The following is a 13,270-nucleotide window of genomic DNA, read 5'->3' on the forward strand; positions in this document are numbered from 1 at the left end:
GGTCAATCCTTTCCGCCGGTCGAGACTTCGCGCCCCGCATGGCCTGGCGTTTCGGGTTGCGGACCGGGGCCCCGTGGGATCGCCTGACGAACGATGTCGTCAAACAGCCCTGGATCCTGCACCCGGTATGTGGCTTGCTCGACACGCTGGCTCTGCTGCATCAGCGCCTTAAAGCTGTCGCGGTCGAGGATTGCCTCGCCCGACCTGATGCGATCGAACCAGGATGTGAAGTCGGCCGTCGGGAGACTGGAGACGTCGAATTGCATGTCGGAGAACCCGTCTCCGGAAAATTGTGCCGATATGCCCCACATGGTTTCGGGGTGGTCCGCCTGCAGATGAAGCTGGGACACCATGCCTGGCATTGCGTAGATCATCGATCCAAGCCGAGGGACGAAAAACGCGTTGAAGACGCTCGTTGAGGTGATGGAGAAATGAACAGGCCGGCCGGACGGCACGACAAGTCGGTTGATGCTTGCAACGCCTTGCTCCGGGTAAATGAACAACCATTTCCAATCGAGCGAGACGACCTGCACTTCGAGCGGCGGTGAATTTGAGGGGAGCGGCCGAAACGGGTCCAGCCGATGCGACCCGATCCAAATAAGGCCGCCGATGAACATGATTGTGAGGATCGGAATCGACCAGACCACCGCTTCGATCCGACCCGAATACGACCAATAGGGCAGATAGTCTGCGCTCGTGTTGGAGGCGCGATAGTGCCACGCCATCCAGAAGGCGAGGACAATGGTTGGCACCACGATCGCCAGCATGACAGCCGTCGCGTCCAGAAGGATCGCCGCATTGCCGCGACCAACCGGGCCGGCGGGATTGAGGATATTCAATGAGCAGGAAGACAGGGCTAAGGAAATAAGGCAGGGGACGCAGTGGCGCGCGGCGCGACATATCCATCGCCTAGGCAGATCGAAAGCAGTCATGCGCTGTCCCTCGGTTGAGGCCGCCGAACCGGCCGAGCGCGGAAATGTTCCAACGGGCTTTGTTTTTCATTCTGCCGAATGCACTCATCAATGCGTTGGAAGAGCCTTAGCAGGCCGCTGCACGTGGCTTGCCTCCATGGGTTTCCCGCCGCTCCCATTTGCCTCGGAATCGGCAGGTCGAAGTAATCAGCAGAAACGAAGCACAACCGCGGCTGTCGCCGTGGCAGGTCGGGCAGCCGAACCTGGTGTAGAGGCGATTGCCCGGCTCGGCGCATAGGCCATGTTCTCATAGGGCACCGATACAGCAGGTTCGGCACGCGGCTGCCAGAGGGCGCCGAGCAGCGGACCGGGCACAGGCTGCGCCATGCCGGGAAAGCGTCACGAGCAGCCAACGCCGACCCACCATCTGCATCGATCATTTCGCCTGGCGTTGCTCCGTCGAGGCTGTCAATCGCACTGGCAACAGCTTGTAGGAGGGGGTCTTGGCCTTGGGATCGTGATGGTCCACCGGGAACAGCGGATTGGCCTCCGGATAGTAGGCAGCGCACGATCCTGAGGGGATTTGATAGGGAACGAGAGCAAAACCCTCGCTGCGGCGCAGCTGCTGCCCATCTAGGGCGGTCGTCAGGTCGACGAGGTCGCCGGCGGCGAAGCCGAGACGCTGTATGTCGGCCTCGTTGACGAAGACAACGCGCCGAGTGCCCTTGATTCCCCGATACCGGTCGGTAAAGCCGTAGATCGTCGTGTTGAATTGATCGTTGGATCGCAATGTCAGGAGATTGAATATATCCTCGGTGCCGGCCGTTACGCCCAGTTCAGGAAAAAGCCGTGGTGGTGTGATGAAGTTTGCCTTGCCGTTGGGCGTCGTCCACTTGCGTTCACGTGCCGGGACCGATCTCGGGATGCCGCCCGGCTGGAATATCTTCTGGTTGAAGTCTTTGAAGGTCTCCGGATAGGTCTGCTCGATGGCATCGCGGATGCGGGCGTAATCGCTGACCCAGCCATCCCAATCGACGCTGCCCCGACGCAGGCTTGCCTTGGCAATGCCCGCAATGATCGCCGGCTCGGACAGAAGGTGAGGGCTTGCAGGCTTGGCGCGACCGCGCGAACCGTGAAAATGGGCCGTGGAGCTTTCCATGGACACGGCTTGCGGGCCGGTTTTCTGGTGATCCACCTCGGTTCGTCCAAGACAGGGCAGGAGATAGGCAACCTCGCCATGGATCACATGGCTGCGATTAAGCTTGGTCGCGATCTGGACGGTCAGACGAAGCTTTCTCCAGCCTGCCTCGACGGCTTCAGTATCTGGAACGGCGCGCAGGAAGTTGCCGCCGAGGCCGATAAAGGCACGCGCCTTTCCCTCGATGATCGCCTTGCAGGTGTCGATGGTCGATCGGCCCTCCGAGCGTGGCGGCTCGAACTGATAGAGCTGTGACAGTTTGTCGAGCGGCACGAGCCCAGGCTTTTCGGTAATCCCGACAGTGCGCTGGCCCTGTACGTTCGAGTGGCCGCGCACGGCACAGATATTGGCACCCGGCTTGCCGATATTGCCGCGCAGAAGAGCAAGATTGGCGACCATCTGAACATTCTCGACCCCCATGACGTGCTGGGTCAGCCCCATCCCGTAGATGATGAGAACCGCTTTGGCATTGCGATAGATTTCCGCCGCCTCGCGCATCTGCGCCTCGCTGAGACCCGACGCATGTTCGAGCGCAGTCCAGTCATGCTGGCGACAGGCCTGGGCGAATTCCTCAAAGCCCGCAGTATGATCTTTGATGAAATCATGATCGAGAACCTGCTTGCTGTCGGCGGCGGCCATCGACGCGGCGAAGGCCACGTCGGCGGCGTTGCCGGGATCCTTAGGGATCGCGTCGGAGCCACTGACCCGACTTGTGCCCGACTGCTTCAACGCGTCGTCGGCCTCGACGAGTGCTTTGCAGACGCCGAAGAGCGCACCGACGTCGCCGCCGTTGCGGAGCTGATAATACCGATAGGAAATCGGTGTCTTGCGCCCGGTCAACATCTGCGCCGGGTCCTGTGGATTGATGAAATTCTCCAGCCCTGGTTCCGGCAGCGGGTTGAACGTGACGATCTTCACACCTCTCTCGACGGCCTCCTGCAGGTCGTGCAGCATCCGTGGGGAGGACGTCGCAACGTTCTGGGCAATATAGAAGATGCAGTCGCAGTTCTGGAAATCTGTGAGGTCTGCCGTCCCCACAGTTGCTCCGATGCTCGACGGTAGGCCGACGGACGTGCTTTCGTGGCACATGTTGGAAGAATCCGGCAGGTTGTTGGTACCATAGAGTCTTGCCAGCAGCTGGTACATGTAGGCCGTCTCGAGCGAGGCTCGGCCGGATGTGTAGAAGTCCACTTCGTCGGGCGAAAGCGCCCGAAGCTCAGCACCGATTTCGGCGAAGGCCGCCTCCCAGCCCACCGGCTCGTAGCGGTCGGTTTCGCGGTTCCAGCGCATCGGCTGCGTCAGCCGGCCTCGCTCTTCCAGATCATGGTCGCTCCAGCGCTCCAGTTCCCGGAGAGTCATCGAGGCGAAGAACGTTTGATCGGCCCGCCTGCTGGTCGCCTCCCAAGCGGTGGCCTTGGCGCCGCTTTCGCAAAATTCCAGAGCGCGTGGCCTGGCTGGCTTTGCCCAGGCACAGCTTGCACACATGTAACCATCGGGCTTGTTGTGATGGGACAGCAGCGACATGCCTGATGCAACGACATGTTCGCGCACCAGGATTTCTGTCAGCGCGCGCGCCGAACCCCATCCTCCTGCCGTTCGATCGTGTGGCCCCAAAAGCGGTTCATCGTCCTGGCGTACCGACATGCCTGCTTCCTCTCTTGCCGTTCCGGCGCAATCCTGTCTCATGCCCACGGGCCTTTCCTACGCTGCACTGCGCTTTGCTCCTCCGCAGGCAAAACCTGCCGGATGCAGATACCGCCGCTGCTTTCGCGCTTGCGTCCGACCATCTGAAGGGGCGGTTTCAGGCAGGAGTTGCCGCACGTGGGACATGTCAACGGGGTCTAACCTGCGTTTAGCCAAACTGTTCCCGCAGGGAAAAAATGTCGCTGCACGATACAAAGCGCATCTTTTCGCCCGTTGCGGCTCTAGCCCCCGGGTCAGAGGCGAGGCCGGGACTACATCCACCGGCCTGTGAATCAGGGGCAGCGCTCGATGCCGATGCCTGGAACCGCCAGGCTCTCGTTGTCAGTTAGTTTCGCAAGTGTGCTGAAGCGCCTTATCCAGCTTGCGCGCAACGCGCTGACAACCCAGCGGGGCAGGCTGCTTCTTGCAACAAGGTCGCTTAGCTTAGCGCCGGACGGGTTGAACGATCATCATCGCCGTCGCCGTTTCGTCGGGCAGATCACGCGGGCTCATATGGCCTTTCCTGCGGCCACCACGAGGCTTTTCAAAGCCTGAGGTCACTTCCCGATCTGGGACAGGCGCGAGGAAGCGGCCGCATTCATCCTCGACTGCATCAGTAAAGGCGAGGTCGCCGCCAGCTGTGAGGCAGACGAGCGCGTGCGCTTACGCCTCGGACATCACGGTCCGACCCGGCAAGGAGCGGGCGGCAGCGACTGCGGGGACAGGTCAACGATAGGTATCGTTGCCGCGCTTGCCGGGTTTTGCCGGATCAAGGGCATAAGGCCTTCCAGCGGGCACAGCGATCTCTCGGAAGTTGTCCGCCAGTTGGTGCAGGCGAGCACGCATGTTGGCACCGCGCACCGGCGGCCCGTGCCCCGTGATGATAACCTCCGGTTCGAGCGCGGCGAGTTCGAGGACGGAGCGCTGCGCCGCATCCCAGTCAGGCGTCAGGTAACGCGGGGGCCCGTGCATTTCGGGGCGCTGCGTCATCACCTCATAGATTGATTCCTGACCGGTGGTGACGATTGCGTCGCCGGCGATCAAGCACCTGTCCGCCGCGCGCCAGAAGGAAACGTGCCCTGGTGCGTGACCGGGCGTGTGAAGCCAGGTCCAGCCCGGCATGAAGGGCACGCTCCCATCCTGGGGCAATGGTTGCAACCATTGCCCCACGTCGACCGGAGAGCGCGGATAAAGCGGTGACAGCAATGCCATTGCGCCGCCTCCGACCAGAGGATCGGCAGGTGGGTAGGAGGCTTGGCCGTTCAGGTAGGGAAATTCCATGCGATGGGCATAGACGGGCACGTCCCAGTGTTGAGCAAGCGCCTCGAGCGAGCCTGCATGATCGAAATGGCCATGCGTCATGAGGATCGCCGATGGCGGCCTCGTGCGTCCGAACCGACGTTCGGCAGCCTCGATGATTGCCTGTCGCGAGGTCGAAAGTCCTGTATCGATCAGCACCCAGCCCGCATCGGTTGCGGGCTCGCCATAGAAGATGACGTTGACGATCGACATGCGGCGAAAGGCAAGGTCCGGGAGGATTGCGGAGATGCCGGACCCGGTCTCGGCGGTTGGGGCGAGGTCGCTCTTTTCGAGCGGAAGCTGGACGGTCAAGATCATCTCCTTGTCGATTGGCGCCCGCCCGTCTGACGTTCAAGCGCGCGGCGGCTAGCGATCCACTTCGCCAAACACGATGTCGAGCGAGCCGAGAATGGCGGATATGTCTGCGAGCTGGTGGCCTCTGCACAGGAAGTCCATCGCCTGGAGATGGGTAAAGCCTGGAGCGCGGATCTTGCACCGATAAGGCGCATTCGTGCCGTCGGCAATCAGGTAGACGCCGAATTCGCCCTTCGGTGCCTCGACGGCCGCGTAGATCTCGCCGGCGCGAACGCGGAAACCCTCCGTATAAAGCTTGAAATGATGAATGAGCGCCTCCATGGAGCGCTTCATCTCTCCCCGCTTTGGCGGCACAATTTTTCCATCCTTGGACGAGACGGGACCGCCTGCAGCTTGCGACAGCAATCGCTCAACGCATTGCACCATGATGCGGACCGATTCCCGCATCTCCTGCATGCGGATCAGATACCGGTCGTAACAGTCGCCGTTCTTGCCGATCGGAATATCGAAATCGAGGTCGCAGTAACACTCGTAAGGTTGTGCGCGACGCAGGTCCCAGGCCGCCCCCGATCCCCTGATCAGAACGCCTGTGAACCCCCACGCCCAAGCGTCCTCGAGGCTGATGACGCCGATATCGACGTTGCGCTGCTTGAAGATGCGGTTTCCGGTCAGAAGCTCGTCGATATCGTCAAGCGTGGCGGGAAACGTCTCGCACCAGCGGCCGATATCTTCAATGAGATCGACCGGCAGGTCTTGATGAACGCCCCCCGGCCTGAAATAGGCAGCGTGCATGCGCGAACCCGAGGCGCGCTCATAAAAGACCATCAGCTTCTCGCGCTCCTCAAAGCCCCACAGCGGCGGCGTGAGCGCACCGACATCCATCGCTTGGGTGGTGACGTTCAGCAGATGGGAGAGGATGCGACTGATCTCTGCATAAAGCACCCTGATCAGTTGCCCCCTGATTGGCACTTCCAGTTCGAGGAGTCTCTCGATGGCCAGGCAATAGGCATGTTCCTGGCTCATGGGCGCAACATAATCGAGCCTGTCGAAATAGGGCAGGGCCTGAAGATACGTCTTCTTCTCGATCAGTTTTTCAGTGCCCCGATGAAGCAAGCCGATATGCGGATCGACCCGCTCGACGATTTCGCCGTCAAGCTCGAGGACGAGGCGCAGCACGCCATGGGCCGCAGGGTGTTGCGGACCAAAATTGATGTTGAAGTTGCGAATGCTGTGTTCCCTCACGACGCTCTCCGTGTTGGCCGTTCAGGCGCTGGTCTTTTCGTCGCCCGGCAAAACGTAATCGGTTCCCTCCCAGGGCGAGAGGAAGTCGAAATGCCGGTATTCCTGCTTGAGTTCGACGGGTTCGTAGACGACGCGTTTGGCTGCATCGTCGTAACGGAGCTCGACGAAGCCCGTGAGCGGAAAATCCTTGCGAAGCGGATGGCCTTCGAAGCCGTAGTCGGTGAGGATCCGCCGCAGGTCCGGATGATCTGTGAACATGATCCCGTAAAGATCCCAGGCCTCGCGTTCATACCAGTCCGCGCAGGCAAAGAGCCGGCACGCGGAAGGCACCGGTGTGTCCTCGTCCGTCCCAAGCTTGACGCGGAGCCTGAGATTGAGGCCAGGTGACAGGAGATGGTAGACGACGTCGAAGCGGGCGGCCCTGCCAGGCCAGTCGACGCCGCAAATGTCAAGGAGGCAAATGAAGCGGCAGTGCGGATCGTCCCGCAAGAAGCCGAGTAGCGCGACGAGATGCTCGGCGTCGGTGACCAAGGTCAATTCGTTCAACCTATATTGCGTTGTAAGGACGGCTTCGGGAAGATTGGCAGAAAGGTGATCGAGCAGGGATTGCAATCGTTCTTGCGGTGTTTGTTGCATGGTGGCCTCCGGTCGCCGTCCAACAAGCGATGGCGGCACATGTTCCCGGTGGATCATGATTTTGAGGAGGCAGGGGAGGGGCGCCCGCAGGAGCGACACACTCGGGAGCGAAAACGTCTCCCCGCGACTGAGCGCTACCGTCTTTGGAAGAGCGTTGCGAACGTTGAGCTATTCGCTCGGTCTGACATCGTCCGCCGAACCTGCACACCCGCGCCATTGCTTTGTCGCGGGAGCAAAGCGACGGTGATAAGGAATTGCTGATGTTTGCGCCTGCAGCGACAATGGAGGGGCACCTCGCTCGGAGACGTGAAGCGGTTGCTCGGCGGGGTCGGGACGGGCGAATAGGAGGTCAGCGATCAGGAACAAAAAAGGCTCCACGAGGTTCGAAGCGCGGACCAGGGCCAGGCCATACCGACACGGAGATGCAGCAGCCGAAGCGATCGTTTAGCGTCCCGCGACTAAAGCATGGGCCGTGTCACCCCAACCAGGCTCGGCGCCGCAAAGCCGACATCATCCAGCTTGCCGGAATTACGAAAAACGACAGCGCGTTTGGAGTCCCACGGTCCTTCCGTTCGCACCCCGAGAGGCTAGGACGCGTCCCGATCATCCTCCAACATAGAGACCACAATGATCCTAACGCTGACCGGCGTCACAAAGTCCTACCTGACGGCCGAAGGCCGCGTAGATATCCTCAAGGGGGTCGATCTTGACGTTGTGGCCGGAGAGGCGGTCGCCCTCATGGGGGAGTCCGGCAGCGGCAAGAGCACGCTTCTTCATCTTGCCGGCGGGCTCGACCGGCCGGACGCCGGTCTGATCATTATGGACGGTGAAGATATCGGCGTCTTCGGCGATGTCGACAGGGCCAACTACCGGCGGACCAAGGTGGGCCTCGTGTTTCAGCAGTTCAACCTCATTCCGTCGCTGAACGTATCGGCGAACTTGTCCTTCCATGCCAAGCTGGCCGGCCGCCATGATCGCGCCTGGGAAGAGGAGCTCATTTTCGCGCTTGGGCTCGATGGCTATATGGGCCGCTATCCCGAGCAACTGTCGGGAGGCCAGCAGCAGCGCGTTGCGATCGGCCGCACGCTTGCCGCAAGGCCGCTGCTGGTCCTGGCAGACGAACCGACCGGCAATCTCGATGAAGAAACTGGCGATCGTGTTCTCGAGCTGATGCTGACGTTGGCACGATCCGCCGGCTCGGCGCTGCTTTTCGTCACTCACTCGATGAAGTTGGCCGATCGCCTTGATCGGAAGGTGGTGCTGCGCGGCGGAAGGATTGCGTAATGACGCTTTGGAGCTTTCTGGCGCTGCTGTCGCATTGGCGACGCAAACCTATCCAGTTTCTGACACTTGTCACAGGCATTGCGTTGGCGACCGGTCTCTGGTCGGGTGTTCAGGCAATCAACGCCGAGGCCCGCGCAAGCTATGCCCGTGCCGCCGCAGTGCTGGAGCAGGATGGGCTGGCGCAGCTTGTTGCCACCAAGGGCGACGGAATCTCCCTTGCGACATACGGCCGATTGCGGCAGGCAGGCTGGAATGTCTCTCCCGTGATCGAAGGAATGGCAAGGCTCGGCAGGGTGCGCCTGCGGCTCATCGGCATCGATCCGTTGACCATGCCGCAAAATGGCACCGGACCATCGATCTTGAACAGGGCCGACCTGGCCGAATTCTTATCCGGCAGGGGACAGCTGATCGTCTCGTCAGCCACCGCCGAAATGCTGCGGGGCGAGACCGAGATGAGCATCAAGGTCGCAGATCAGGTTCCCGAAGGAGCGGCTTTCCTCGACATCTCCGCAGCAGACAGATTACTGGGTGCGCAAAGCGCCATCAGCCGTCTTGTGATCGCCTCGGGTCAGAAGCCCGCTCTGCCGCCGCTCTCCGAACTCGCCCCCGACCTCAGCATCCGCCAAAGTCAACGGGCCGATGTGGCGCGTCTGACCGACAGCTTTCATCTGAATCTCACAGCTTTCGGTTTTCTGTCTTTCGCCGTCGGGCTGTTTATCGTCTATTCGGCAAGCGGTCTGGCTTTCGAACAGAGGCGAGGGACGTTTCGCACGCTGCGCTCGCTTGGCATTTCGCTTCGCGCGCTGACCTTCATGCTTATGCTCGAGCTTGCAGCTTTCGCGCTGGTGTCGGGTCTGATTGGCGTCGTTCTCGGCTACGTGATCGCCTCCGCCTTGATGCCGGGCGTCGCTGCGACACTGCGAGGTCTTTACGGCGCCTCGGTTGGCGGGTCGCTGTCGCTACGTCCGCAATGGTGGCTTGCGGGAATGGCGATCGCGCTCGGCGGTACCGCAATCGCCTCTGCCCAGAGCCTATGGCGTGTCTGGAGGCTTCCGATCCTTGCAGCCGCTCAGCCGCGCGCCTGGGCTCGCGCGTCCGCGGTCGGCCAGATCTATCAAGCCGTGGCCGCAGTTCTTTTTCTGGCCTTGGCGGTCCTTCTTCTATGGATTGGCTCGGGGCTGCTGAGCGGATTTGCCGTCCTCGGCTGCCTGCTTCTCGCCGCGGCCCTAGCCTTTCCCCCGCTTCTTGCTGTCGCGATGAAGTTCGCGCAGGCGCAGGCGGGCGACGCGCTCCACCAGTGGTTCTGGGCAGATACGCGCCAGCAACTGCCGGGACTATCGCTTGCTTTGATGGCGCTGCTGCTGGCCTTGTCTGCCAATATCGGCGTCGGCACGATGGTGTCGAGCTTCCGGCTCACCTTCATCGGCTGGCTAGATCAAAGGCTCGCGGCCGAGCTCTATGTGACGGCCCGAAACGAAGATCAGGCCAGCCGCCTGCGCGAATGGCTGGCTTCACGATCCACCGCCGTCTTACCCATTTGGAGCGTCGATGGCAGGGTCGCGGGCGAGGACCTGCAGATATTCGGCGTCGCGGACGATGCGACCTACCGGGACCACTGGCCCCTCATGGCCGCCGCAAACGATACCTGGGACAAAATTGCAGCCGGGCAAGGCGCGATTATCAACGAACAGATGTGGCGGCGCGGCGCGGCGGCGATAGGGCAGACGATCGCCCTGCCTGGCGGATGGCTTGTGCCCGTGGTCGGAATCTACTCCGACTATGGCAACCCTACGGGACAGGTGATTGTCGGTATTGATGCTCTGGTCGAGCACTATCCGCACGTGTCGAAACTTCGCTACGGAATCCGCGTACCGCCGGGCCGGGCGGCAAGTCTGACTCGCCAGCTTGTTGACGACTTTGGCCTGCCGGCCGACGCGATCGTTGACCAAGCGAGCCTCAAGCAGCAGTCAAGAGCAATTTTCGATCAGGCTTTCAAGGTGACTGGCGCACTGAACATCCTGACACTTGTAGTGGCAGGCTTTGCGATGTTCTCAAGCCTATTGACGCTGTCAACCATCCGGCTGCCCCAGCTGGCGCCGCTATGGGCGCTCGGCGTGCGACGGCGCGATCTGGCCCGCTATGAAATTCTAAGAACGCTGGCCTTGTGGTTTTCGACATTCGTTGCTGCCATACCTGTCGGCCTCGCCCTAGCATGGGTTTTGCTTGCGATCGTGAACGTCGAGGCATTCGGCTGGCGCCTGCCCATGTCGGTTTTTCCGCTCGACTGGGCCAGGCTCGGCGCCGCTGCGCTGCTCGCTGCGCTGGCCTCCGTTCTTGCGTCGGTGCGTCGCCTGGCTTCGATCGACCCGGCCGACCTGTTAAGGATATTCGCCAATGAACGCTAAATGCTTCGTCATTCTGTTTGTCGCCGTCAGTGTTGGCTGGCTGGCGCCGAAGGTGCGGGCGCAGGGATTTGCAGGTCTCGGAACTGACGCCCAGGGCTTTTCGGTCCCCCAACGTGGCCACCAGCTGAGTTTTCCTGCCGATCACGGCCCGCATCCGGATTACCGGATCGAATGGTGGTATGTGACCGCTAATTTGCAGGGCGATGACGGGAAACGGTATGGTGCGCAATGGACATTGTTTCGCTCTGCCCTTGGCCCTGTCGAACGAAGAGGTTTTGCCGATCCCCAGATCTGGATCGGACATGCGGCACTGACGACGAGCACACGCCAACTTGTCGCCGAAAAATTCGGCCGCGGCGGTGTCGGACAGGCGGGCGTGACGCTGGCGCCGTTTCGAGCCTGGATCGACGACTGGGAAATGAAAGGGGCACCGGCAGCGCCTGGTGCCGATTTGCTCAGCACGCTGACCCTGAGGGCGGCCGGCGAGGGCTTTAGCTTCAGCCTCGGTCTCACGACGAAAAAACCCTTGGTTCTGCAGGGCGACCACGGATATTCACCGAAATCAGCCGAAGGTCAGGCGAGCTACTACTATTCCCAGCCTTTCTTCGATGTAGACGGCACCATTGCGATCAACGACTCTAGGATCAAGGTGAGGGGTCAGGCCTGGTTGGACAGGGAATGGTCATCGCAGCCACTTTCCTCCCAACAGACGGGCTGGGACTGGTTCTCCCTGCATCTGGATAACGGCGAGAAGGTCATGGCCTTCCGCCTGCGCGATCAGCAAGCCGGATTCATGTCCGTGACCTGGATTTCGCCGGACGGTCAACCGGAGCCGCTCCCGGCGGGCTCGATCACGCTAAACCCGGCTCGCCAGGCATGGGTCAACGGACGGCAGATCCCGGTCGCCTGGCACCTTCGGATTCCCGATAAGGACCTCGATATCATGACGGAGCCGCTCAACGACCAGTCCTGGATGTCGACGTTCACACCCTATTGGGAAGGACCGATCGCAGTGAAAGGGACACGGTCGGGCCAAGGATACCTCGAAATGACCGGCTATTGAAAGCGCGCGCCTAACCGTTCGACGCTGATTAGAAGAGCGTCTCGACCGACGACAGTGCATCATCCTGCGAAAGCCGCGCCGATCCCACAGGTATCGAACAGTACGACCGCCCTGCGGGGGCAATGCCCCCTATTTCGAAGCTAGGGCCTGAACGCGCGTCAGATGCATGTGCAGGTCCGGCAGAATTTTCAAGGCAGTTTTCTTAAGCTCGCCATCCGGGCCCTGCTTCGAAAACTGATCGAAGAGCTCGACTGCCTGTTGGTGGGCCGTCACCTGCGTCGACAGATAGGCTTGATCCAAGTTGGCTGCATCGGCATTCTGCAAAGCTTCGACCTTCAGGCGATATTCGCTATCAAGCTCCGTCGGCAGTGCGATGCCGTCCTTTTTTGCAGCCTCTGCCAAGAGCGGGCCGGCCTTGCCGTGGTCTGTCAGCATGTCCTGCGCGAATTGTTTGGCCTCGGAAGCCTTGCCCTTGGCGATCTCGATCTTGGCCGCTTCCATCTCGAATTGATTAGACAGGGCAGCTTTCGTGGCGAAGTCGGTGGCGTGTTTTGTCGCTGCGTCGTCGGCAGCCATCGCGGGCATGGCTGCGACGATAATTAATGTTGATGCAAGGAAGGCCTTCATAGTGCTCTCAATCAATAGGACTTCACGACTAACATCGGCGCACGCCAGAAGTTCCCGACCTCGCTGCTAGTCGGTTTGACCGCGCGCGAGGGACCATGTCGTCTCGAGGGTTGAAAGGAGGCCATCAATTCAGGGGCCAGACCCGTGGGATAATCGGAAACCGGCGTCGAGAAACTATCACAAGGCCAGAACGGCCAAGAGCAAATCAATCTTTACATTATCGTATCGCGAGATGGATGACGCTCCTTGTATCCGTAAGCCGCGCGCTGCATCGCGATTGCCGTTTGCGGGGCGCAGCCTCGAAAACTCGAAGCATCGCCATCCGATTTCAGGTTCAAGTAGCTGTAGCTGCGCAACGCCACGAGGTCGACCCTCTCCTGTCGCGAAGCAAAGCCGGCGAGTTCCATAATGCATATTATGCCGCAACGTTATGTAAGGGGGGCAGATTCCAATTTCAAATGCAACGAAGACAATAATGGCCATGATTTCAGGAGGATGGAATGGCCCGCTCTTTTGTGCAGTTGAGTATGGACGAACGTCGCGTCATTGCGCGGATGTATGAGAAGAAGATCAGTCAGGCGGAGATCGCTCGCACCCTTCGCCGCGA

General features: G+C 60.8%; 11 protein-coding genes. 4 read left to right on the plus strand and 7 right to left on the minus strand.

Features of this window, described 5'->3' with window-relative positions; genetic code table 11:
• Nucleotides 1-2: 2 nt before the first annotated feature.
• The 6 genes from cyoA to EV281_RS29415 form a co-directional block, all read right to left on the minus strand.
• Nucleotides 3-932, minus strand: coding sequence for a ubiquinol oxidase subunit II (cyoA, locus tag EV281_RS29390; RefSeq protein WP_132658278.1), 930 nt, complete (start codon nt 930-932; stop codon nt 3-5).
• 186 nt (nt 933-1,118) lie between these two features.
• Nucleotides 1,119-1,298 carry a hypothetical protein gene (locus EV281_RS29395; protein ID WP_132658280.1) on the minus strand — a complete coding sequence of 60 codons (180 nt, stop codon included), beginning with the start codon at nt 1,296-1,298 and terminating at the stop codon, nt 1,119-1,121.
• Between the two features lie 49 nt (nt 1,299-1,347).
• Complete coding sequence (locus tag EV281_RS29400) at nt 1,348-3,753, minus strand: FdhF/YdeP family oxidoreductase (RefSeq protein ID WP_132658281.1); 2,406 nt, start codon at nt 3,751-3,753, stop codon at nt 1,348-1,350.
• 765 nt (nt 3,754-4,518) lie between these two features.
• Nucleotides 4,519-5,403, minus strand: coding sequence for an MBL fold metallo-hydrolase (locus tag EV281_RS29405; protein ID WP_132658283.1), 885 nt, complete (start codon nt 5,401-5,403; stop codon nt 4,519-4,521).
• Nucleotides 5,404-5,457: 54 nt separating this feature from the next.
• Entirely contained in the window at nt 5,458-6,648 is a 1,191-nt protein-coding gene (locus EV281_RS29410; RefSeq protein ID WP_132658285.1) for an NADH-quinone oxidoreductase subunit D, read from the minus strand.
• Between the two features lie 21 nt (nt 6,649-6,669).
• Complete coding sequence (locus EV281_RS29415; protein WP_132658287.1) at nt 6,670-7,284, minus strand: NADH-quinone oxidoreductase subunit C; 615 nt, start codon at nt 7,282-7,284, stop codon at nt 6,670-6,672.
• A 627-nt stretch (nt 7,285-7,911) separates the two neighbouring features.
• Here EV281_RS29415 and EV281_RS29420 point away from each other — a divergent pair.
• From EV281_RS29420 to EV281_RS29430, 3 genes are read left to right on the plus strand one after another with little or no spacing between them, the layout of a single operon-like run.
• On the plus strand, nt 7,912-8,568 hold the full coding sequence (locus EV281_RS29420) for an ABC transporter ATP-binding protein (protein WP_132658288.1): 657 nt from the start codon (nt 7,912-7,914) through the stop codon (nt 8,566-8,568).
• Nucleotides 8,568-10,973 carry an ABC transporter permease gene (locus tag EV281_RS29425; protein WP_132658290.1) on the plus strand — a complete coding sequence of 802 codons (2,406 nt, stop codon included), beginning with the start codon at nt 8,568-8,570 and terminating at the stop codon, nt 10,971-10,973. The genes EV281_RS29420 and EV281_RS29425 overlap by 1 nt, the downstream gene beginning before the upstream one ends.
• Nucleotides 10,963-12,036, plus strand: coding sequence for a lipocalin-like domain-containing protein (locus tag EV281_RS29430; protein ID WP_132658292.1), 1,074 nt, complete (start codon nt 10,963-10,965; stop codon nt 12,034-12,036). The genes EV281_RS29425 and EV281_RS29430 overlap by 11 nt, the downstream gene beginning before the upstream one ends.
• 129 nt (nt 12,037-12,165) lie before the next feature.
• Here EV281_RS29430 and EV281_RS29435 read toward each other — a convergent pair whose 3' ends face one another.
• Complete coding sequence (locus EV281_RS29435; RefSeq protein ID WP_132658294.1) at nt 12,166-12,663, minus strand: DUF4142 domain-containing protein; 498 nt, start codon at nt 12,661-12,663, stop codon at nt 12,166-12,168.
• A 527-nt stretch (nt 12,664-13,190) separates the two neighbouring features.
• Here EV281_RS29435 and EV281_RS31940 point away from each other — a divergent pair.
• The coding region (locus tag EV281_RS31940; protein ID WP_281027853.1) for a helix-turn-helix domain-containing protein at nt 13,191-13,270 on the plus strand (80 nt) is incomplete at its 3' end.

It is taken from the genome of Rhizobium sp. BK418 (assembly GCF_004341105.1).
Lineage (GTDB): Bacteria > Pseudomonadota > Alphaproteobacteria > Rhizobiales > Rhizobiaceae > Rhizobium.